We start from the raw sequence: 20,728 nt of genomic DNA, 5'->3' as shown, positions 1-20,728 counted from the left end.
GTCCAGGGTGCCAAGTCGGTCAACCCGAAGATCAAGGTCGAGTCGCAGTACCTGACCCAGACGGCCCAGGAGGGCGGCTTCTCCAGCCCGGACAAGGGTGAGAACGCGGCCAACGGCCAGATCGACGCGGGCGCCGACGTGGTCTACGCGGCGGCCGGCCTCTCCGGCCAGGGCGTGATCAAGTCCGCCGCCGCGCACAAGGTGTGGGCCATCGGCGTCGACTCCGACCAGTACCGGCAGGCCGCCCTCGCCAAGTACAAGGACTCCATCCTCACCTCGGCGCTGAAGAACGTCGAGGGCGCGGTCTACGACCTCGCCAAGTCCGTCCTCAAGGACAAGAAGCCGCTCTCGGGCGACATCCGCGGCTCGCTGGACAACGGCGGCGTCGGCCTGTCCGACTCCAACCCGGCCTTCAAGGGCAACGCCGACCTGCAGGCCGCGGTGAAGAAGGCCGAAGAGGGCATCAAGAACGGCACCATCAAGGTGAAGACCTCCTGACGATCCGGGTCGCGGGCCTTGGCCAACAGGGCGCTGTAATGGCAGCGTTACGGCCACGGAACGGGGTGCGGAGAGGATGACCTGCCGCACCCCGTTCGCGCGGCACAATGCTCGGAACCGGATCGGCTTCTTGTTCGAGAGATGCTTCTTGATCAAGTTCGATCGGATCCGGGCACTATTTAAAGCAGGGGCGCTACGCGCGTAGAGCGGCCCCTTTCCCGAGGAGAGTGCGCCATCGACGCGTCCAGCAGCCCTCCGCTCACCGCTCAGTCGACAGTCGCGGTCGAGCTCGCGGGCATCACCAAGCGATTCCCGGGTGTCGTCGCCAACCACGACATCCACCTGACGGTCCGCAAGGGCACCGTCCACGCGCTCGTCGGCGAGAACGGCGCCGGCAAGTCGACGCTGATGAAGATCCTCTACGGCATGCAGAAGCCGGACGAGGGCACCATCGCCGTCGACGGCGAGCAGGTGAGCTTCTCCAGCCCGGCGGACGCCATCGCCCGCGGCATCGGCATGGTCCACCAGCACTTCATGCTGGCCGACAACCTGACCGTGCTGGAGAACGTGGTGCTCGGCAGCGAGAAGCTGCACGGCATCGGCGCCGGCGCCCGCCGGAAGATCAAGGAGATCTCCGACCGGTACGGCCTGGGCATCCGCCCGGACGCCCTGGTCGAGGACCTCGGCGTGGCCGACCGCCAGCGCGTGGAGATCCTCAAGGTCCTCTTCCGCGGCGCCCGCACCCTGATCCTCGACGAGCCGACCGCCGTGCTGGTCCCGCAGGAGGTCGACGCGCTCTTCGACAACCTGCGCGAGCTGAAGTCCGAGGGCCTGTCCGTCATCTTCATCTCCCACAAGCTGGGCGAGGTGCTGTCCGTCGCCGACGACATCACCGTCGTCCGGCGCGGTACGACGGTCGGGACCGCGATCCCGTCCGAGACCACCCCGCGCCAGCTGGCCGAGCTGATGGTCGGCAGCGAGCTGCCCACCCCTCAGACCGCCGAGTCCACGGTCACCGACCGCGCGGTGCTGGAGGTCAGGAACCTCACCGTGCACGCCCGCGGCCACGTCTCCCTCGGCGCCGAGGACGAGCCCGCCGCCGGGGGCCTCACCGAGTTCGCGCCCGCCGGCGAGGTCAAGAAGGTCCTCGACGACGTCACCTTCACCATCCACGCCGGCGAGGTCATGGGCATCGCCGGCGTCGAGGGCAACGGCCAGACCGAGCTGATCGACGCCCTGATCGGCACCAAGCACGCCGACTCCGGGCAGATCCTCTTCCAGGGCGAGGACATCACCCCCTGGCCCACCCGCAAGCGCCGTGAGTCCGGCGTCGGCTACATCCCCGAGGACCGGCACCGCCAGGGCCTGCTGCTGGAGGCCCCGCTCTGGGAGAACCGCATCCTCGGCCACGTCACCGAGCGGCCCAACGCCAAGGGCTTCTGGCTGAACCCCAAGGGCGCCCAGGCCGACACCCGCCGGATCGTCCAGGAGTACGACGTCCGCACCCCCGGCATCGACGTCACCGCGGCCTCCCTGTCCGGCGGCAACCAGCAGAAGCTGATCGTCGGCCGCGAGATGAGCCACGCCCCGAAGTTCCTGATCGCCGCCCACCCCACCCGGGGCGTGGACGTAGGCGCCCAGGCGCAGATCTGGGACCGCATCCGCGAGGCCCGCCGCGAGGGCCTGGCGGTGCTGCTGATCTCCGCCGACCTGGACGAGCTGATCGGCCTGTCGGACACCCTGCGCGTCATCTACGACGGCAGGCTGGTCGCCGACGCCGACCCGGCCACCATCACGCCGGAGGAGTTGGGCTCGGCCATGACGGGTGCCGCGTCCGGACACCTGGAGCACGAAGAGACCGCCCCCGAGGGCGCCGACAACGCCGGTCCGGAGGACGAGGCCCGATGAAGAAGTTCGACAAGGAGCGGGTGCTCGTCGCGGTGGCCGGACCGGTCATCGCGCTCGTCCTGGCGATCGTGCTGACCTCCGTGGTCCTGCTCGCCTCGGGCAAGAACCCGATCGAGCCCTACGTCCTGATGCTCCAGCAGCTGCCGTACTCGGACATCCAGGTGCTGATCATCAACCAGGCGTCGCTGTACTACATCGCCGCCATCGCGGTCGCCCTCGGCTTCCGCATGAACCTGTTCAACATCGGCGTCGACGGCCAGTACCGCCTCGCCGCGGTGATGACCGCCGTCGTCGGCGCGCACGTCGGACTGCCCGCCGTGCTCCAGGTCCCGCTGCTGCTCCTGGTCGCCATGGGCACCGGTGCCCTCTGGGCCGGCATCGCCGGTGTCCTGAAGGTCACCCGCGGCGTCAGCGAGGTCGTCGCGACGATCATGCTGAACTCGATCGCCACCGCCGTCATCGGCTACGTCACCCTCACCGACGTGTGGGGCGTGCAGCTCGGCGACAACGTGACGACCGGTGTCATGAAGAAGTCCGGCTGGTTCCCGGGCATCAACCTGGGCTCGGACGTCGGCGAGATCTACGGCCTGGTCTTCCTCGCCGTCCTCCTCGGCGCCGGCTACTGGGTCGTCCTGAACCGCACCCGCTTCGGCTTCGACCTGCGCGCCACCGGCGCCTCCGAGACCGCCGCCGCGGCCTCCGGCGTCGATGCCAAGCGCATGGTGCTGGTCTCCATGCTGATCTCCGGCGCCATCGCCGGCCTCGCCGGCCTGCCGCTGCTGCTCGGCGACACCCACACCTACAGCCTGAGCTTCCCCGCGGGCCTCGGCTTCACCGCCATCGGCATCGCCCTGCTCGGCCGCAACAACCCGGGCGGCATCGCGCTCGCCGCCCTGCTGTGGGCCTTCCTCGACAAGGCCTCGCCCGCCCTCGACTACGCGACCCCGGTGGCGTACGACAAGGAGATCGCCACGATCATGCAGGGCCTGATCGTCTTCGCGGTCGTCATCTCGTACGCGGCCGTCCAGCAGTGGGCCCTGCGCCGCCAGCAGCGCCGGGTCGGCGCCGAGCTGGCCGCCGCCGCCACGAACACCGACAAGGAGGTGGCTGCCTGATGTCCACCGCGACCATCGCCAAGCCGCAGGCGAAGCAGCCCGGCAAGGGCGGCCGCCGTATGTCGCTCCCGGTACTCCTGCTGGTCATCGCGGGCGTGCTGGTACTGACCTCGATCGTCCGCCTGATCACCGGCGCGGACGGCATCACCTCGGTCGGGCAGATGTCCACCGCGCTCCAGCTCGCGGTGCCGATCGGCCTAGCGGGCCTCGGCGGCCTGTGGGCCGAACGCGCGGGCGTCGTCAACATCGGCCTCGAGGGCATGATGATCCTCGGCACCTGGTTCGGCGCCTGGGCCGGCTACCAGTGGGGCCCCTGGACCGGTGTCGTCTTCGGCATCGTCGGCGGTGCGCTCGGCGCCGTCCTGCACGCCGTCGCGACGGTCACGTTCAACGTCAACCACATCGTCTCCGGTGTGGCGCTGAACATCCTGGCCCTCGGAGTGACCCGCTACCTGTCCAAGTTCACCTTCGCCGACGCCCCGCAGGGCTCCACCAAGCAGTCCCCGCCGATCGACTCCCTCGGCGAATTCAGCGTCCCCGGCCTGTCGGACTGGCTGAACACGCTCAACGGCAAGCACTGGTTCCTCGTCTCGGACCTCGCGGGCCTGCTCGGCGGCCTGGTCACCGACCTGTCGCCGCTGACCGTCGTCGCGGTCGCCCTGGTCCCGGCGACCTGGTGGGTGCTGTGGCGGACCTCGTTCGGCCTGCGCCTGCGCTCCTGCGGTGAGAACCCGGTGGCGGCCGAGTCCCTCGGCGTCAACGTGTACACGTACAAGTACCTCGCGGTGATCATCTCCGGCGGCTTCGCGGGCCTGGGCGGCGCGTTCCTGTCCATCGTCGCCTCGAACGTGTACCTCGACGGCCAGACGGCCGGCCGCGGCTACATCGGTCTCGCCGCGATGATCTTCGGCAACTGGATGCCGGGCGGCCTCGCCCTCGGCGCCGGACTCTTCGGCTACACCGACAGCCTCAACCTGCGCGGCGGCACGGTGAACGTGCACGCGCTGATCCTGCTGCTGGCGATCCTGCTGGTGTTCGGCGCCGCCTACCTGGCGTGGCGGAAGAAGTACGTCCCCGCCGTCGTCACGGTCGTCATCGCCGCCCTGATGTTCGTCTGGTACGCCTCCACCCACGAGGTCCCGCGCCAGCTGGTGACGGCCACCCCGTACATCGTCACGCTGCTCGTGCTGTCGCTGTCCGCGCAGAAGCTGCGCATGCCGAAGGCGGACGGCCTGCCGTACCGGAAGGGACAGGGCAAGTGACCACGCCCGGGACCGGTTCGGCCGGCTTCGACTGGGAGGCACTGCGGGCCGAGGCGCGCGAGGCCATGTCCCACGCCTACGCCCCCTACTCCGGCTACCCGGTCGGCGTCGCCGCCCTGGTCGACGACGGACGCACGGTCAGCGGCTGCAACGTCGAGAACGCCTCCTACGGGATCAGCCTGTGCGCCGAATGCGGCCTGGTGTCGCAGCTGCAGCGCACCGGGGGCGGCCGCCTCACGCACTTCACCTGCGTGGACGGCACGGGCGGACTGCTCGTCCCGTGCGGCCGCTGCCGCCAGCTGCTCTACGAGTTCGGCGGCCCCGACCTGCTCCTGGACACCCCCGCGGGCGTCCTGCCGCTCTCCGAGATGCTGCCCCAGGCCTTCGGCCCGGACCATCTCACCAAGTAAGTCCCGTACGGCCCCCCTGACCACCGCAGGGGGGCCGTGCACTTCGCACTTCCGGAAGGAACGTCATGGCCATGGACGCCATCTCCGTCATCCGCACCAAGCGGGACCGCGGTGAACTCAGCGACGAGCAGATCGACTGGGTCATCGACGCGTACACCCGCGGCGAGGTCGCCGACGAGCAGATGTCCGCACTCGCGATGGCCATCCTGCTCAACGGCATGAACCGGCGCGAGATCGCCCGCTGGACCGCCGCGATGATCGCCTCCGGCGAGCGCATGGACTTCTCCTCGCTGTCCCGCCCGACCGCCGACAAGCACTCCACGGGCGGCGTCGGCGACAAGATCACCCTGCCCCTGGCCCCGCTGGTCGCCGCCTGCGGCGCGGCGGTCCCGCAGCTGTCCGGCCGCGGCCTCGGCCACACCGGCGGCACCCTCGACAAGCTGGAGTCGGTCCCCGGCTGGCGCGCACTGCTCTCCAACGAGGAGATGCTGCACGTCCTGGACACCACCGGCGCGGTGATCTGCGCGGCGGGCGACGGCCTCGCCCCGGCGGACAAGAAGCTGTACGCGCTGCGCGACGTCACCGGCACGGTGGAGGCGATTCCGCTGATCGCCTCGTCGATCATGTCGAAGAAGATCGCCGAGGGCACGGGCTCGCTGGTCCTGGACGTGAAGGTGGGCAGCGGCGCCTTCATGAAGACCCTGGAGGACGCCCGTGAGCTGGCGTCCACGATGGTCGGCCTCGGCACGGACCACGGCGTCAGGACGGTCGCGCTCCTGACCGACATGTCCACCCCGCTCGGCCTCACCGCGGGCAACGCCCTCGAGGTCCGCGAGTCGGTCGAGGTCCTCGCGGGCGGCGGCCCCGCGGACGTCGTCGAGCTGACCCTCGCCCTGGCCCGCGAGATGCTCGACGCGGCCGGCGTGAAGGACGCGGACCCGGCGAAGGCCCTGGCCGACGGCTCGGCGATGGACGTCTGGCGCCGCATGCTCGCGGCCCAGGGCGGCGACCCGGACGCCGCGCTGCCCACCTCCCGTGAGCAGCACGTGATCAAGGCCCCGTCCTCCGGTGTCCTGACCCGCCTCGACGCCTACGGCATCGGCGTCGCCGCCTGGCGCCTCGGCGCGGGCCGCGCCCGCAAGGAGGACCCGGTGCAGGCGGCGGCCGGCATCGAGATGCACGCCAAGCCGGGCGACACGGTGACCGAGGGACGGCCGCTGCTGACCCTGCACACCGACACCCCCGAGCGCTTCGAGTACGCGCTCCAGGCACTGGAGGGCTCGTACGACATCGCGGCCCCGGGGACCGGCTTCACTGCGTCGCCCGTCGTGCTGGAACGCATCGCCTGACCAGGCGCCCGCGGCCGGGGGCCGCCGGCGTCACGACCCGTTCGGGTGAAGGGGACCGGTGGACCCGCACCGGTCCCCTTCGGCATGCTGGGATCGGTGACGCACCGATAGGAGACCGCCCTGAGCGCGCTCACGATCGACACCGGCGACTTCCCCGTCGACTGACCCTCACCCCAGCACCGCCGCCACCCCCACCAGCACCGGCACCGACACCACCGTCGACAGCAGGACCGACTCCCGGGCCAGCGCCTCGGCCACCCGGTAGCGGCTCGCGTAGGTGAACAGGTTCTGCGCGGCCGGCAGGGCCGACGTCACCACCACGTCCAGCAACGGCGCGCCGTGCAGGCCGAAGACCCCCCACGCCAGCGCCCACGCCACCGCCGGCTGGCCCACCGACTTGAGCGCCACCGACAGCAGGACCGGGTTGCGGTCCCGTCCCCGGCCGGGCAGCGCGCTGCCGTGCAGGGACATGCCGAAGGCCAGCAGGGCCGCCGGGACGGACATGTTGCCGATCAGGGTGAGGGGAGCCATGACCGGGCCGGGGACCTGCCGGCCCGCCGCCGACACCAGGACTCCGGTGAGGGAGCCCACCGCTATGGGGTTGCGCAACGGGGTCAGCAGCCGGCGCCACACCGTGCCCTTCTCGCCCGTGCCGGAGAGGTCCAGCACCGTGAGGGCGACCGGGGTGACCAGAACGACCTGGAACAGCAGCACCGGCGCCACCAGGGACGCGTCGCCCAGGACGTACGCGGCGATCGGGATGCCGAGGTTGCCCGAGTTGACGTAGCCCGAGCACAGGGCCCCGATCGTGGTGCGGCCCACCCCCCAGCGGCACAGCGAGCCGACCGCGACGAAGACGCCCGAGGCGGCGGCCGTGCTCAGAGCCGTCACGAGCAGGCGGCTGGAGAACAGCACCGCGAGGTCGGCCCTGGCCAGGGTGGTGAACAGGAGCGCCGGACCCGCCACGGTGAACGCCAGCCCGGTCAGCACCTCGCGGCCCTGATCGCCGAGCGAGCCGCGTCGCCCGAGCACATAGCCCACCCCGATGACGACCGCGATCACCGCGAACCCGCTCAGCACCCCCTGCACAGGGCCAACCCTCCGTGCGAGCGGGGGAGCGGGTCAATGTGATCTCCGCCGGACCGGAGACGGAGCCGGGTCCGGGGCCGGGGCCGGCTCAGGGCGGAAGGCCCACGATGAGTCGGGGCCGGCCCGGCGGTCTACCGTACGTGGACGCCAACACACCCGCCGTACTCGTGCTGCCCGGCCCCGTCACCCAGGACGAGGTGAGCGGGCTCTGTGACGACGTGCGGGCGCTGCTGAACGCCTCCGGGGCCGGGGTCGTCGTATGCGACGTGGCCGGGCTCGGGCCCTGCGGGCTCGGTGCCGTCGACCTGCTCGCCCGTCTCGAGCTGGCCGCCCGCCGGGCCGGGGGCCGGATACGACTGCGCGACCCCACCCCGGCGCTACGCGCCCTGCTCGACCTGGTCGGCCTCCGCTTCCAGGTGGAGGGGCAGGCCGAAGAGCGGGAACCAGCGCCCGGTGTCGAGGAAGCAGTGGAACCCGGTGATCCGCCCCGCTGATATCTCCAGCACCTGCACGGCCCACGCGCTGAACCCGCCCGCCTCCGGGTCCGGCTTGTACTGGGCGAAGCCCGGCAGCCCGTTGACCTGGACCGGCAGCAGCCGGGAGCCCGCGCAGGCCGCGCCGAGGGTCGTCATGAAGCCGGTGATGTCGCCGTGGCCGGTCAGCCACAGGTCGAACGGCGGCATCGTCATGACGGCGTCCTCGTGCAGCAGCGCCGTCAGCGCCGTCATGTCGTACCCCTCGAACGCCTTCACATAGCGCTCCAGGAGCCGCTGCTGCTCGTCGTCCAGCGGGTCGGACACCGCCGCCCCGGCGGCCTTGTCGTCCCGCTCGGCGAGCGTCGCCCGGGCCCGCTGGAGCGCGCTGTTGACCGAGGCGACCGTGGTGCCGAGCAGCTCGGCGACCTCGCTCGCCTTCCAGGCCAGCACCTCGCGCAGGATGAGCACGGCCCGCTGCTTGGGCGGCAGCTGCTGCAGCGCGGCCATGAAGGCCAGCCGGACCGACTCCTTGGCGACGGCGGCCTCCGCCGGGTCCTCGACCGTGGGCAGTACACGGGCGTCCGGCATCGGCTCCAGCCAGGTGTGGTCGGGGCGGGGAGTGAGGGCCGCCTGGGCGAGGGGCGTCGATTCCGTCAGGTCCATCGGCCGGGCGCGCTTCTTGCTCGCGGACAGCATGTCCAGGCAGACGTTCGTCGCGATCCGGTACAGCCAGGAGCGCAGACTGGAGCGGCCCTCGAACTTGTCGTAGCTCCGCCAGGCACGCACCAGGGTGTCCTGCACCGCGTCCTCCGCCTCGAAGGACGAGCCGAGCATGCGGTAGCAGTACCCGGTCAGCTCGGTCCGGTGCTTCTCCAGTGCGACGTCGAGGTCCGTCGTCGCCGTGCCGCTGTTGCCCATGGTCCACCCCTGGCCGTCCCGTCGCGCACCTGCGCGCCCAGCACCCCGGAAGCTACCGCAGCCCACTGACAACGGCCCCTGGAGCACGTGGAACGCCAGGTCAGCGAGGGCGGGTCCGGTTCGGGAACGGTCGCCCCGCCCAGCCGCCACCACGACCTGCCCGGCGACGGCTGCGAAGACCGCCGTGCCGGGGCCTCAGGACCCCTCCGGACGCCCGGCCACGCGGGCGGACCGCGCCGGACACTCCTCCCGCGGCAGCGCGTCGGCGGCCCCGACCGTGCCGGTGGCGCGCCGGTACGGCAGAACCCCGCCCGGCCCGGCCGGCGCGCGGAGGTACGGGCGCCGGCCGGGCCGGGCGGACCGTGACCACCGGCCCCGAGACCCCGCGCGGCGGACGTGCGCGTGGGTCTCAGTGCGCGCCCACCGGCTCCCGCCGGGTCGCCACCCGGGCCGCGCGCGAGCCGAGCACCGTGATCGTCACGACGCCGAGGACCGCGAGGACGCCGACCCCGACCGTGCCGCCCCAGCCGGCCGCGTGGAAGGCGGTCGCGCCGAGCGTGCTGCCGGCGCTGGAGCCGACGTAGTACGAGGACTGGTAGAGCGCCGAGGCCTGGGCGCGGCCGGTCGTCGCCGTCCTGCTGACCGCCGAGGACGCGACCGCGTGGCCCGCGAAGAAGCCCGCGGTGATCAGGACCAGGCCCAGCAGGACCAGCGGGAGCGAGGCCGCGAGGGACAACAGCAGACCCGTGGCCGTGGTGCCGCCGGCCAGGTACAGCGCGCCGCGCCGGCCCAGGCGGCCGACCAGCCTGCCCGCCGTCGACGCGGAGACCGTACCGACCAGGTACACCAGGAAGATCGAGCCCACGATGCCCTGCGGCAGCCCGAACGGCTCCTCCGTCAGGCGGTAACCGATCACCGTGTACACGCCGCCGAACACCGTCATGAACAGCGCGCCGATCGCGTACAGGCGGCGCAGCAGCGGATCGGCGAGGTGGCCGCGGACCGTGCGGGCCAGCACACGCGGGCGCAGCGAACCCGGCGTGAAGTGCTTCGGGGCGGGCAGCAGCAGCCGGAACGCCACCGCGCAGGCCACCGCGAGCGCGCCGACCACGCCGACCGCGATCCGCCAGCCCCACTCCTGGGCCACCCAGCCCGTGATCACCCGGCCGCTCATACCGCCGACGCTGTTGCCCGCGACGAACAGCCCGATCGCCGTGACCAGCGCCTTCGGTCTGACCTCCTCCGCGAGGTACGCCGTCGCCGACGCCGGCACCCCGGCCACCGCCGCGCCTTGGAGCGCCCGCAGCACCACCAGGACCCCCAACGAGGGCGCGAAGGGCACCAGCATCCCGACGGTCACCGCGACCGCCAGCGAGGCCGTCATCACCGTACGGCGGCCGAAGCGCTCCGACAGGGCGCTCATCGGCAGGACGAACAGCGCGAGACCGCCGGTCGCCGCCGCCACCGTCCAGCTCGCCTGGCTCGCCGCCACCCCGAACTCGCCCGAGATCAGCGGCAGCAGGGCCTGCGTGGAGTACAGCAGCGCGAAGGTCGCGACACCGGCCAGGAAGAGGGCGAGGCTCATCCGGCGGTAGCCGGGGCCGCCCGGGGCCATACGGGAATCGGAGGAGGGGAGGGACGCTACGGCGCCCACGACGGTGGACGCCCCGGTATCGGCGGGAGACATGCCTCGAACCTACGGACCGTCCCGCTCATCCGTCCAATGCATGGAATCGCCATAATCGTTCCCATGGTGCATCAGCCGAGGTCACAGAAGCGTCTGTCACAGTCCGGTGACACAGAAGACATCGTCACCACACTCGCCCCACGCCTGGCGTACTTCGCCGGTGTCGCCCGCACCGAGCACGTCACCCGCGCCGCCCAGGAGATGGACGTCCCGCAGTCCACGCTCTCCCGGGCCATGGCCCGCCTGGAGCAGGACCTGGGCGTCGACCTGTTCGCCCGCCGCGGGCGCACCGTCGCCCTCACCCCCGCCGGGCGTACCTTCCTCACCTCCGTGGAACGGGCTCTCGCCGAGATCGGGCGGGCCGCCGACGAGGTGCGCGCCGACGCCGACCCGACGACCGGCAAGGTCGCCTTCGGCTTCCTGCACACCATGGGCGCCGAGACGGTCCCCGGCCTCATCCAGGCCTTCCGCGCCGACCACCCCCGGGTCCGCTTCAGCCTCGTGCAGAACTACGGCGAGGCGATGCTGGAGCGCCTGCGCGCCGGCGAACTGGACCTCTGCCTCACCTCCCCGGTGCCCGACGCCCCCGACCTGGTCGGCCGGCGCCTCGACGAGCAGAAGCTCCGCCTGGTCGTCCCCGCCGACCACCGGCTGGCCGCCCGCAGGCGCGTCCGGCTCGCCGAGGCGGCCGACGAGACCTTCGTCACCCTGGAGCCCGGCTACGGCCTGCGCCGCATCACCGACGACCTCTGCAAGGAAGCGGGCTTCAAGCCCCGTGTCGCCTTCGAGGGCGAGGAGACGGAGACCCTGCGCGGCCTGGTGGCGGCGGGGCTGGGCGTGGCCCTCCTGCCGCCGCCGGTGTTCCCGCGCCCGGGCGTCGTGGAACTGACGGTCACCGCACCGCGGGCGGTACGGGAGATCGGCGTCGCCTGGCTGGAGGGCCATCCGGACACGCCCCCGGTGGCGGCGTTCAAGAGGTTCCTGCTCTCCAGAAGGGGCAGCCTGCTCCCGTAGGGGGTGTGTCGAAAGTCCCGCACGGCACCCACGGCGCCCGGCACGCTCCCCCAGAGGGGGTGCCCCCACTCGCCGCACCGGCCAAAAACCCACGTACGTCCAGTACGAGGGCTTTCGTCCGGCACTCCCCCAGCCTTCGGCCGGGGGGACCCCCAGAGCACGCACCGGACACCGCGGGCATCGCACAGGAGTTTCGAAACACCCCCAGGGCCTCCCGTCCGGATCAGGCCGGGCCCGCTCGCTGATCGGGCCTGGTCCGAACGAAAGACCCCAGAGCGCCCGCGGATCGGCCGCCCGGACCCTCCAGACGCCCTCCAGACGTCCTCCGGCGGCCCTACGGCTTGCGGATCGACCGGCCGAACCCCGCGGCCAGCGGCATCCGCAACCCGATCGGAGGCGGCGCGGCCAGTGCGTCCTCCAGCGGGCGCGCGAAGGGGTGCCCGAACAGCGCGCCCATCGCGAAGTCCGCGACCAGCGCCTGCACTTCGGCCCGGTACTGGTGCAACCCGTGTCCGTCCGAGTGCACTTCGAACCGGCACACCTCCCGGTTCGCCTTCTTCGCCCGCACCGCGAGCCGGAACGACAGCTCCGGGTCGCTGCGCTCGTCGTTCGTGCCGTGCACGATCAGGACCCGCCGGCCCACCAGTTGCTTCACTGGTTCGGGGGGCGCGGCCACGTCGTCCTCGGGGAGCCACGGGGCGACCGCCACCACGGAGTCGACGGCCTCGTGGCCGCCCGCCCGGAGGGCCGCCCGCCCGCCCATGCCGACACCCACCAGACAGACGGGGACGTCGCCGTAGCGCCGTACGATCTCGTCCGCCGCCCAGGACGCGTCGCCCGCCAGGTGCGCCTCGGTTCCGTTCCAGCCGCGGTAGCGGTAGTGGACGACGTGGGTGGCGAGCCCCTCGTCGTGACCCTCGCGCGCGAGGCGGCGTCCGAGGGCCCGGACGAAGGCCGTCGCCCATACGGGGGCCGGCCTGCGGGCGGATACCTCCTCGCCGCCGGGCAGGAGCAGGACCGCACCGCTCACCGACGACGGTTCCGGGCCGACTGCCCTGCCCAGCCGGGCCGTTCGGGCCGGCGTCACTTCCTGTGCCATGACAGAACAGTGTCAGAAGCGGCGGTGTACGCCACCCGTCCGTGCGGTCACCGTTACGTATCGACGTATTCGTACACCCGGCGATCTACGCGCGTAGGAGGTAGAGTGCGGAAATGACGAGCCAGACCGCACCGAGCCGGACGGTATCGACCGGTGGCGTCCCGACGCCGGACCAGATCCGCCGGGCGCCCAAGGTTCTGCTGCACGACCACCTCGACGGGGGCCTCCGCCCCGGGACCGTCGTCGACCTCGCCCGTGCCACGGGCTATGACCAGCTCCCGGAGACCGACCCGGACAAGCTCGGCACCTGGTTCGCCGAGGCCGCCGACTCCGGATCCCTGGAGCGGTACCTGGAGACCTTCTCGCACACCGTCGGCGTGATGCAGACCCGCGACGCGCTGGTCCGGGTGGCCCGTGAGTGCGCCGAGGACCTGGCCGAGGACGGCGTCGTCTACGCCGAGGTCCGCTACGCACCCGAACAGCACCTGGAGGGCGGACTCGGGCTCGAGGAGGTCGTCGAGGCCGTCAACGAGGGCTTCCGGCAGGGAGAGGTGATCGCCCGCCGAAGCGGTCACCGCATCCGGGTCGGCGCCCTGCTCACCGCCATGCGGCACGCGGCCCGCGCCCTGGAGATCGCCGAACTCGCCAACCACTACCGCGACCTGGGTGTCGTCGGCTTCGACATCGCGGGCGCCGAGGCCGGATACCCGCCCACCCGGCACCTGGACGCCTTCGAGTACCTCAAGCGGGAGAACAACCACTTCACCATCCACGCCGGCGAGGCCTTCGGGCTGCCGTCCATCTGGCAGGCCCTCCAGTGGTGCGGTGCCGACCGGCTCGGGCACGGCGTGCGGATCATCGACGACATCCAGGTCCTCGAGGACGGCTCGGTGAAGCTCGGACGGCTGGCCTCGTACGTCCGCGACAAGCGCATCCCGCTGGAGCTGTGCCCGAGCTCCAACCTCCAGACCGGGGCCGCGGCCTCCTACGCCGAGCATCCGATCGGGCTGCTGCGCCGCCTGCATTTCCGGGCCACGGTGAACACCGACAACCGTCTGATGTCCCACACCAGCATGAGCCGGGAATTCGAGCACCTCGTCGACGCGTTCGGTTACACGCTTGACGACCTGCAATGGTTTTCCGTCAACGCGATGAAGTCGGCGTTCATCCCTTTCGATGAACGACTGGCCATGATCAATGACGTCATCAAGCCCGGATATGCCGAGCTGAAATCCGAATGGCTGTTCCGTCAGGCGGCGTCCACCAGCGGTTCTGTCGATCCCGGGAGCTGACGAGGGCCGAGGGGCGGCAGGTGAGGCGAACGGAGATTCAGCAACCGTCCGCATTTCGATGTTTGCGGGTACGGCCTCGCGTGTTTACGGTCGTGGACCGCTCATCCCCCTCTTCCCCGTTAGGACGCATTCACCATGAAGCATTCTGCTGTCAAGACCCTCGGTGCCGCCGCCCTCGGTGCCGCCGTCGCCGCTGTCGGCGCGGGCGCGGCCCACGCGGCCCCGACGGTCCCGAGCGCCGCCCAGGCGCTGGGCCAGGTCTCCAAGGCGGTTCCGGCCGCGAGTGTCGACAAGGCGCTGCCGGCTGCCGGTACGACGATCAGCCAGACCCGGTCGGCTGCTGCAAAGGGCGCCGCTGCCGCCCGGCAGCCGATGGGGCAGGGCCCGACCGCGCCGGTCGGCAGGCTGCTCGGCGGCCTGCCGCTGCTGAAGAGCCTCCCGCTGCGCTGACGAGCGGCCTGCCCGCCGCCGGGGCGCGCCCGTCACGTACCGGGCGCGCCGCCGCGGTCGCCTACCAGGCCGTGCCCGCCTTGTCCTCCGAAGGCAGCAGGATCCACAGCGCTATGTAGAGCAGGAACTGCGGACCCGGGAGCAGACAGGACAGCAGGAAGATCACCCGCATCGTCGTCGCGGAGGTCCCGAAGCGCCGCGCCAGCGCTGCGCAGACTCCGCCGATCATGCGGCCGTTGGTGGGGCGGGCAAGGGCGGTCATGTTCGGCTCCTCGGTGAGCGTCGGCGGAGGCCGCCGGTGCGGCTGCCTCATCTGACACCCACGGTACGGAGACGAAGGGGACGAAGCATCGCTCTACGGTGCGATCCCGACCCTGGGAATCGTCGGGGTCCGCCCCTGAGAGGTCTCCTCCTTCGGAGTCGCCGCGCGCCGGACACGCTCCCCCCTGCGGCGCAGCCAGGACCGGCCCGCCGGGACGACGGCCAGATGGGCCAGGATCACACCGGCGGTGTTCAGCAGCAGTGAGTCCACGTCGACGACCCGGCCCGGCACGCCCGTCTGCAGCAGTGCGATGCCCGTGGAGATCAGGGCGCCCGTGGTGGCCGTACGGATCAGCGAGGCGAGCGGGGAGACGCCGAGCCTGCCGTGCGCCATCGGCAGCAGCACACCCAGCGGGGCCAGCAGCGCGAGGCCCTCACCGAGCCGGCGGGCCGCCTCGGGCCGGCCCAGCGCCAGGTCGGCCCGGATACCGGCCAGCGGGCGCAGGTTGGCGGGCATCACCCAGGGGACGTCCAGCGGTCGCAGCATGAGCCAGGCGACGAGCGCGAGGTGTACGACCAGGAGGGCACCCCCTGTCGCACGGACGCGGATCGCGGCGCTGCCGCCGATGGAGCCTTGACGCTGCACGCCCCCCAAGACGCGCCCGTGCGCCCGATCGGTTCCGGATCCGGCCGTCGCACGTGCGTGCGGCTTTCACCACACCCCGGACCGACCGGCCCGTCCCTCGCCGGGACCCCGCTTGACGGTGGTCGTGGTGCCCGCCCGGGGCTCTACGCCGTCGGTGCGCGCGTATGAGGCGGGCCGGCCGGCTGGGGTGCTGGGCGGCGGTGTCTTCTCGGGGTTCTTCGGGCGGAGCCCGCTCGCGGCCGGCGCGCCCGGGGCGGTCGGTCCGTCAGCTCGGCGGGATGACGCTGGACGGTGGTTTCGTGGTGCCCGGCTGGGAGCGCACGTCGTCGGTGCACTCGTAGCGGCGCAACGGCTCGTCGCCCGGACCGCCCAGGATCACCGAACCGTCCCCCTCGGCCGCCGCCGAGTCGGAGAACGTGCACACGATCTGCGCGAGGGCGTACGAGGTGAGCCGGCCGGGTGCGGTGCTCAGGCGCAGCGCGTCCTCGGGGTCCTTCGGGCGCGGCCCGCTCACGGCCATGCCGCCGCGCACCTGTGTCGTGTAGCCGGCGGCCTTCTCGCCGGCGGACGGGGTCTGGGCGAGCTGGTCCAGCAGCCCTTGCGCCACGATCACCCGCCGCCTGGCGTCCGCCGTACCGTCCGGGACGCGCACCGACCGGTCCACGGTGACCAGCGACGCACCGCACAGCAGGAAGACCTGCACGGGCACCCCGTGCGAGGACTGCGCGGTGATGTCCGGCTCGGTGAGCGAGCAGGGCACCCGGGAGGGCGCCGCGCCGAAGTCCGTCGGCACCTGGGTGGCCCGGATCCCGCAGCCCGTGAGCAGCGCGGCGAGCACCGGGAGTGCCAGCAGGCGTCGGACGTTCATGACGCCCCCTCCTTGGAACGGTCGCCCTCGCCGTCGCGCTCCTCGGTCAGCGCCGAGGCGTCCTTCGGCAGCCGCAGCGTGAACACGGCGCCGCCCTCGGGCGAGTTGGCGGCCGTGATCGAGCCGCCGTGGATGTGGGCGTTCTCCATCGCGATGGACAGGCCGAGCCCGCTGCCCTCGGAGCGCGGCCGCGAGGCGCTGGCCTTGTAGAAGCGGTCGAAGACGTGCGGCAGGACGTCCTCGGGGATACCGGGCCCGTGGTCGCGCACCGCGATGACCAGGTCGTCGCCGTCGATGCGCACCGATACCCGCACCGGCGACCCGCCGTGCTTGAGCGCGTTGCCGATCAGGTTGGCGAGGATGACGTCCAGGCGGCGGGGGTCGAGCCGGGCGTGGCTGCCGCGCTCGGCGTCCAGCTCGACGGCGTCGAGCCAGGCGCGGGCGTCGATGCAGGCGGTGATCTGGTCGGCGATGTCGACGTCGTCCAGGACCAACCGGGCGGTGCCCGCGTCGAACCGGGTGACCTCCATCAGGTTCTCGACGAGGTCGTTCAGCCGCCGGGTCTCACTCACCACCAGCCGTACCGCGGGTTCGACCATCGGGTCGATGCCCCCGGCCTCCGACTCCAGCTCCTCCTCCAGCACCTCCGTGACGGCGGTGATGGCGGTCAGCGGTGTGCGCAGCTCGTGCGACATGTCGGCGACGAACCGCCGGGACGCCTCGTCCCGCGCGGCCATGTCCGCGACCCGCTTCTCCAGTGCCTCCGCGGCGTTGTTGAACGTCCTCGACAGGTCGGCGAGTTCGTCGGTCCCGGAGACCCTCAGCCGGGTGTCCAGCCTGCCCTCGCCGAGCCGGCGGGCGGCCACGCCGAGGCGGTGCACCGGCTTCAGCACGGTCGTCGCCGCGGCCTGCGCCAGCAGCGCCGCGCCGATCAGCGCCAGTCCGGTGGCGATGCCGAGCGACCAGGCGAGCGAGTTGAGGTCCTTGGCCTCCGGCTCCAGCGACTTGACCATGTACCCGGTCGGCCCGCCGCCGATCACCTTCGTCCCGGCCACCAGGTACGGGGTGCCGTGGTCGACGACCCGCTGCCAGTACAGGTGGTACGGCGACTTGTTGCCGTCGGCCACCTTCTGCTGCTTGTTCACCGCGGTCCGCAGCGACGCCGGCACGTCCTCCAGCGCGAACCCGTTCAGGCCGCCGGAGTTGCCGTACACGGTCTTGCCGCTCGCGTCCGTCGCGACCAGCAGCACGCTGAAGCGCTGGCTGCTGGCCGCCATCTGCCCGGCGGTGCGTTGCAGCTCGTCCTGGGTGGGCGGCACGGGCAGCGCACCGGCCCGGTTCCGCATCTCCTGCTGGAAGTCGCGCAGCACCGCGTCCTGGGCGCGGGTCAGCACCGCCTCCCGGTTCAGCCAGTACGCGATGCCCGACGCCGACACGGCGGCGGTGAGGGCGACCAGTGCGAAGACCACCACCAGCCGCAGCCGCAGACTGGTGAAGCGCAGCCGCGACACAGCTCCCTTGCGCCCCGCGGACCAGCCGCGGAACCCCCCTTGCGCGTCGGTCACTGAGGAGTGTCCAGCCGGTAGCCGACACCGCGCACGGTACGGATGAGCGTGGGGGACGACGGGACGTCCTCGACCTTGGCGCGCAGCCGCTGCACACAGGCGTCCACCAGACGGGAGTCACCCAGGTAGTCGTGCTCCCACACCAGCCGCAGCAGCTGCTGCCGGGACAGCGCCTGCCCCGGCCGCCGGCTGAGCTCCAGCAGCAGCCTGAGCTCGGTCGGCGTCAGCTGGAGGTCCTCGCCGTTCTTCGTCACGGTCATCGCCGAGCGGTCGATGACGAGGCTGCCGAACGTCGCCGAGTCGTTGGACTCCCGCTCCCCGCGCCGCAGCACGGCCCGGATCCGGGCGTCGAGGACCCGCCCCTGCACGGGCTTGACGACGTAGTCGTCCGCCCCGGACTCCAGCCCGACCACCACGTCGATGTCGTCGCTGCGCGCGGTCAGCAGGATGATCGGCAGCTGGTCCGTGCGCCGGATGCGCCGGCACACCTCGAACCCGTCGATGCCGGGCAGCATCACGTCCAGCACGATCAGGTCCGGCCGCTGCTCGCGCAGCAGCTTCAGCCCGTCCTCGCCGGTGGCAGCGGTGGCAACCCGGTGACCCTGGCGCGTAAGAGACAGCTCCAGGGCCGTACGGATGGCGTCGTCGTCCTCGATCAGCAACAGGGAAGGCACGGGCTCATTCTGGCCCATGGACAGGCTCCCGGACGACCTGTGGGCCCCGGTGATCCCACGTACGTGGGCCGCGCCGCCGGACCGGCCCGTACCGCCACCACCTGTGCGCTCTGTGTGACCGCGGTGTGGCCGGGCCCTGTGACAGGTCTGTGACAGTCGGCGGACATGCTCATGAAGTCCCGTCGGCAAGCTTTTCGGCACAGGCAAGGAACACAGCCTGAGCGAGACGAACACCGGAAGTCCACGACGGGGGGCGCGAGATGAACACGCTGCACGGCACCAGCACCAGCGCAGTGATCACGCGCCTGCACGACGTCCACCGGGGTTCTGAGAAGTCCGGTGCCGAGGGGGGTCCCTCCCGCGCGAGCTCGTTCGAGCGTGGGGGAGGGCGGGGGTGCGCTCGCGGCGCCGGGCGTCAGCATCCGGCATTCATGTCGGTGGTTGACGCGCACACGGGGGAATCGCACGGGGGAGCCGCGTACGGGGAGGCCTCGGGGGAGCGCCGCTCGCTGACGGAGGCGGAGTTCACCGCCTACGTCCAGGAGCGCCGCGCCTCCCTGTACGCAACCGCCTACCACCTCACCGGTGACCGCTACGAGGCCGAGGACCTGCTGCAGAGCGCGCTGTTCTCGACGTACAGGGCGTGGGACCGGATCAGTGACAAGGCGGCGGTCGGCGGATACCTCCGCCGCACCATGACCAACCTGCACATCAGCGCCTGGCGGCGCCGCAAGCTCAACGAGTACCCGACCGAGGAACTGCCGGAGACGCCCGGCGACACGGACGCGATGCGCGGCACCGAACTGCGCGCGGTCCTGTGGCAGGCGCTGGCCCGGCTGCCCGAACTCCAGCGCACCATGCTGGTCCTGCGCTACTACGAGGGCCGCACGGACCCGGAGATCGCGGAGATCCTCGACATCAGTGTCGGCACGGTCAAGTCCAGCATCTGGCGGTCGCTCCGCCGGCTGCGCGAGGACGAGGTCCTCAGCTTCGGCCGTGACGAGGAATACGCCTTCGGGGAGCTGGTCGCCTGAAGGTGGGTGGGGGGAACGGGGGAGTTCCACCCGGGGGGAACAAGGGGAAACACGGGGGAAGCACGGGGGATCGGGGGACAGCGGGGAACTCCGTCACGGGGGACGTGGACGGAGTGCGGGACTGGAGGGCCGGGGGGTCCGTCCAGTCCCGCTTTCTCGTGTCCGGCTCCGTGCGCGTGCAGCGGGTCGGACGACAACAAGTGGTCTTCGCACTGCTGGACCGGATCGACCGTGGGCTGTCCGGGCGGCTGAGCCACCCGGACAGGCACGGCCAGTCCTCAGGCCGCCGTCGGCCGCGCCACGGCGCGGCCGGCCGCGGCCGCGGTGGCCAGCCGGCCCAGTGCCTCGTCGCGGTCGCACGCGTGGGCCCCCAGTGAGACCTGGCGGGCGACGATCGACCGCTCCGCCCGCATCAGCCGCCAGCCCCGGCGCAGCAGGAACGGCACCGACTTGCGGCCCTCCTTGAGGTCCCGCAGGAAGCGCCGCCGGAAGGTGGTGACCGGCCCGCGGGTCAGGCAGAGCGCGTCCGCCAGCATCCCGAGCTCACGGCAGCGGCCGACGATCTCGGCGGCGAAGATGCCCTCCGCGATGAACAGGGGGGTACGGCCGATGTGCAGCGTCTCCTCGCCGGTGCGGGCGCTCAGTGCGATGTCGTACACCGGTACGGACGTCGACCCCGTGGCGCACAGCCGGGCGATGGCCTCGACCGCGACGTCCGCGTCCCACGACAGCGGATGGTCCCAGTCGATGTCCGAACTCCCGTCCACCAGCGGCAGCGTCGGGTCGTCGCCCTCCTTGTAGAAGTCGTCGAGGCGCAGGACGGGGAGCCCGGAACGGGCGGCGACCAGTGACTTGCCCGAGCCCGAAGGGCCGCAGAGCAGCACGACACGGGCGGGGGACGGGGGATGAAGGCTCACGGAACACCAGTTTGACGCATGGTGGGCCCGCTGCCGACCCCGCGGGCCGGCTTTGGAGCGCGCGTCACACCGTAACCACCCTCCGCGTCGGCCGCATTACCCCGCGTACCGGAATATGGCGCCGCCGATGGCACGACACGCGCCCCCCCGCGATCCGCGGGGCGGCACGCCCTGATCGTCCTCGCGGCCACCGAAG

At 72.0% G+C, this 20,728-nt stretch carries 21 protein-coding genes; 11 read left to right on the top strand and 10 right to left on the bottom strand.

The genetic code is table 11. The features are described from left to right. From ABZX30_RS00635 to ABZX30_RS00610, 6 genes are all read left to right on the top strand, one after another. The coding region (locus ABZX30_RS00635) for a BMP family ABC transporter substrate-binding protein (protein ID WP_355926991.1) at positions 1 to 498 on the top strand (498 nt) is incomplete at its 5' end. A gap of 234 nt (positions 499 to 732) precedes the next feature. After that, positions 733 to 2,406 carry an ABC transporter ATP-binding protein gene (locus tag ABZX30_RS00630; RefSeq protein ID WP_355927370.1) on the top strand — a complete coding sequence of 558 codons (1,674 nt, stop codon included), beginning with the start codon at positions 733 to 735 and terminating at the stop codon, positions 2,404 to 2,406. Beyond that, positions 2,403 to 3,521 (top strand): ABC transporter permease, encoded by a 1,119-nt coding sequence (locus ABZX30_RS00625; protein WP_355926989.1) that lies wholly within the window; start codon positions 2,403 to 2,405, stop codon positions 3,519 to 3,521. Before ABZX30_RS00630 ends, ABZX30_RS00625 begins: the two co-directional genes overlap by 4 nt. Beyond that, complete coding sequence (locus tag ABZX30_RS00620) at positions 3,521 to 4,783, top strand: ABC transporter permease (RefSeq protein ID WP_355926988.1); 1,263 nt, start codon at positions 3,521 to 3,523, stop codon at positions 4,781 to 4,783. The genes ABZX30_RS00625 and ABZX30_RS00620 overlap by 1 nt, the downstream gene beginning before the upstream one ends. Continuing rightward, on the top strand, positions 4,780 to 5,193 hold the full coding sequence (locus ABZX30_RS00615; protein ID WP_355926985.1) for a cytidine deaminase: 414 nt from the start codon (positions 4,780 to 4,782) through the stop codon (positions 5,191 to 5,193). The genes ABZX30_RS00620 and ABZX30_RS00615 overlap by 4 nt, the downstream gene beginning before the upstream one ends. 71 nt (positions 5,194 to 5,264) lie before the next feature. Next, the gene (locus tag ABZX30_RS00610; RefSeq protein WP_355926983.1) at positions 5,265 to 6,542 is read left to right on the top strand and encodes a thymidine phosphorylase; all 1,278 of its coding nucleotides are present in this window, start codon (positions 5,265 to 5,267) and stop codon (positions 6,540 to 6,542) included. Between the two features lie 168 nt (positions 6,543 to 6,710). On the opposite strand, the gene ABZX30_RS00605 is transcribed toward ABZX30_RS00610, so the two are convergent. Then, the gene (locus tag ABZX30_RS00605) at positions 6,711 to 7,631 is read right to left on the bottom strand and encodes an AEC family transporter (RefSeq protein ID WP_355926981.1); all 921 of its coding nucleotides are present in this window, start codon (positions 7,629 to 7,631) and stop codon (positions 6,711 to 6,713) included. 107 nt (positions 7,632 to 7,738) lie between these two features. On the opposite strand from ABZX30_RS00605, the gene ABZX30_RS00600 reads away from it, so the two are divergent. Further along, positions 7,739 to 8,125 carry an STAS domain-containing protein gene (locus tag ABZX30_RS00600; protein ID WP_355926978.1) on the top strand — a complete coding sequence of 129 codons (387 nt, stop codon included), beginning with the start codon at positions 7,739 to 7,741 and terminating at the stop codon, positions 8,123 to 8,125. Here ABZX30_RS00600 and ABZX30_RS00595 read toward each other — a convergent pair. Next, complete coding sequence (locus ABZX30_RS00595; protein ID WP_355926976.1) at positions 8,009 to 9,025, bottom strand: sigma-70 family RNA polymerase sigma factor; 1,017 nt, start codon at positions 9,023 to 9,025, stop codon at positions 8,009 to 8,011. The two genes, ABZX30_RS00600 and ABZX30_RS00595, sit on opposite strands and share 117 nt — an antisense overlap. Positions 9,026 to 9,434: 409 nt before the next feature. Further along, positions 9,435 to 10,712, bottom strand: coding sequence for an MFS transporter (locus ABZX30_RS00590; RefSeq protein ID WP_355926974.1), 1,278 nt, complete (start codon positions 10,710 to 10,712; stop codon positions 9,435 to 9,437). A gap of 63 nt (positions 10,713 to 10,775) precedes the next feature. Here ABZX30_RS00590 and ABZX30_RS00585 point away from each other — a divergent pair, with 63 nt between their 5' ends. Further along, a complete protein-coding gene (locus ABZX30_RS00585; RefSeq protein WP_355926971.1) occupies positions 10,776 to 11,726 on the top strand; it encodes a LysR family transcriptional regulator in 951 nt (316 codons plus the stop codon). Positions 11,727 to 12,060: 334 nt separating this feature from the next. Here ABZX30_RS00585 and ABZX30_RS00580 read toward each other — a convergent pair whose 3' ends face one another. Beyond that, positions 12,061 to 12,825 (bottom strand): alpha/beta hydrolase, encoded by a 765-nt coding sequence (locus ABZX30_RS00580; RefSeq protein WP_355926968.1) that lies wholly within the window; start codon positions 12,823 to 12,825, stop codon positions 12,061 to 12,063. A gap of 113 nt (positions 12,826 to 12,938) precedes the next feature. Here ABZX30_RS00580 and ABZX30_RS00575 point away from each other — a divergent pair, with 113 nt between their 5' ends. Next, on the top strand, positions 12,939 to 14,117 hold the full coding sequence (locus tag ABZX30_RS00575) for an adenosine deaminase (protein ID WP_355926966.1): 1,179 nt from the start codon (positions 12,939 to 12,941) through the stop codon (positions 14,115 to 14,117). Positions 14,118 to 14,252: 135 nt separating this feature from the next. After that, positions 14,253 to 14,567, top strand: a complete 315-nt coding sequence (locus tag ABZX30_RS00570) for an ATP-binding protein (protein ID WP_355926963.1) — start codon at positions 14,253 to 14,255, stop codon at positions 14,565 to 14,567. Positions 14,568 to 14,628: 61 nt separating this feature from the next. On the opposite strand, the gene ABZX30_RS00565 is transcribed toward ABZX30_RS00570, so the two are convergent. The 5 genes from ABZX30_RS00565 to afsQ1 form a co-directional block, all read right to left on the bottom strand. Continuing rightward, positions 14,629 to 14,829, bottom strand: a complete 201-nt coding sequence (locus ABZX30_RS00565) for a PspC domain-containing protein (RefSeq protein WP_355926960.1) — start codon at positions 14,827 to 14,829, stop codon at positions 14,629 to 14,631. 93 nt (positions 14,830 to 14,922) lie between these two features. Then, positions 14,923 to 15,474: a VanZ family protein gene (locus ABZX30_RS00560; protein ID WP_355926958.1), complete on the bottom strand. Its 552-nt coding sequence runs from the start codon at positions 15,472 to 15,474 to the stop codon at positions 14,923 to 14,925. Positions 15,475 to 15,739: 265 nt separating this feature from the next. Then, positions 15,740 to 16,342, bottom strand: coding sequence for a hypothetical protein (locus ABZX30_RS00555; RefSeq protein WP_355926955.1), 603 nt, complete (start codon positions 16,340 to 16,342; stop codon positions 15,740 to 15,742). Next, positions 16,339 to 17,907, bottom strand: coding sequence for a HAMP domain-containing sensor histidine kinase (locus tag ABZX30_RS00550; RefSeq protein ID WP_355926954.1), 1,569 nt, complete (start codon positions 17,905 to 17,907; stop codon positions 16,339 to 16,341). Before ABZX30_RS00550 ends, ABZX30_RS00555 begins: the two co-directional genes overlap by 4 nt. After that, on the bottom strand, positions 17,904 to 18,581 hold the full coding sequence (gene afsQ1 / locus ABZX30_RS00545; protein WP_355926951.1) for a two-component system response regulator AfsQ1: 678 nt from the start codon (positions 18,579 to 18,581) through the stop codon (positions 17,904 to 17,906). The genes ABZX30_RS00550 and afsQ1 overlap by 4 nt, the downstream gene beginning before the upstream one ends. 260 nt (positions 18,582 to 18,841) lie before the next feature. Here afsQ1 and ABZX30_RS00540 point away from each other — a divergent pair, with 260 nt between their 5' ends. Further along, entirely contained in the window at positions 18,842 to 19,615 is a 774-nt protein-coding gene (locus ABZX30_RS00540; RefSeq protein ID WP_355926949.1) for a SigE family RNA polymerase sigma factor, read from the top strand. A gap of 278 nt (positions 19,616 to 19,893) precedes the next feature. On the opposite strand, the gene ABZX30_RS00535 is transcribed toward ABZX30_RS00540, so the two are convergent. After that, positions 19,894 to 20,532, bottom strand: coding sequence for a uridine kinase (locus tag ABZX30_RS00535; protein WP_355926946.1), 639 nt, complete (start codon positions 20,530 to 20,532; stop codon positions 19,894 to 19,896). Between the last annotated feature and the right edge of the window lie 196 nt (positions 20,533 to 20,728).

The organism is Streptomyces sp. NPDC004542, from assembly GCF_040610035.1.
Taxonomy (GTDB): domain Bacteria; phylum Actinomycetota; class Actinomycetes; order Streptomycetales; family Streptomycetaceae; genus Streptomyces.
Note: the sequence above shows the minus strand (reverse complement) of the source record. Positions and strands in the feature narration are given on the sequence as shown.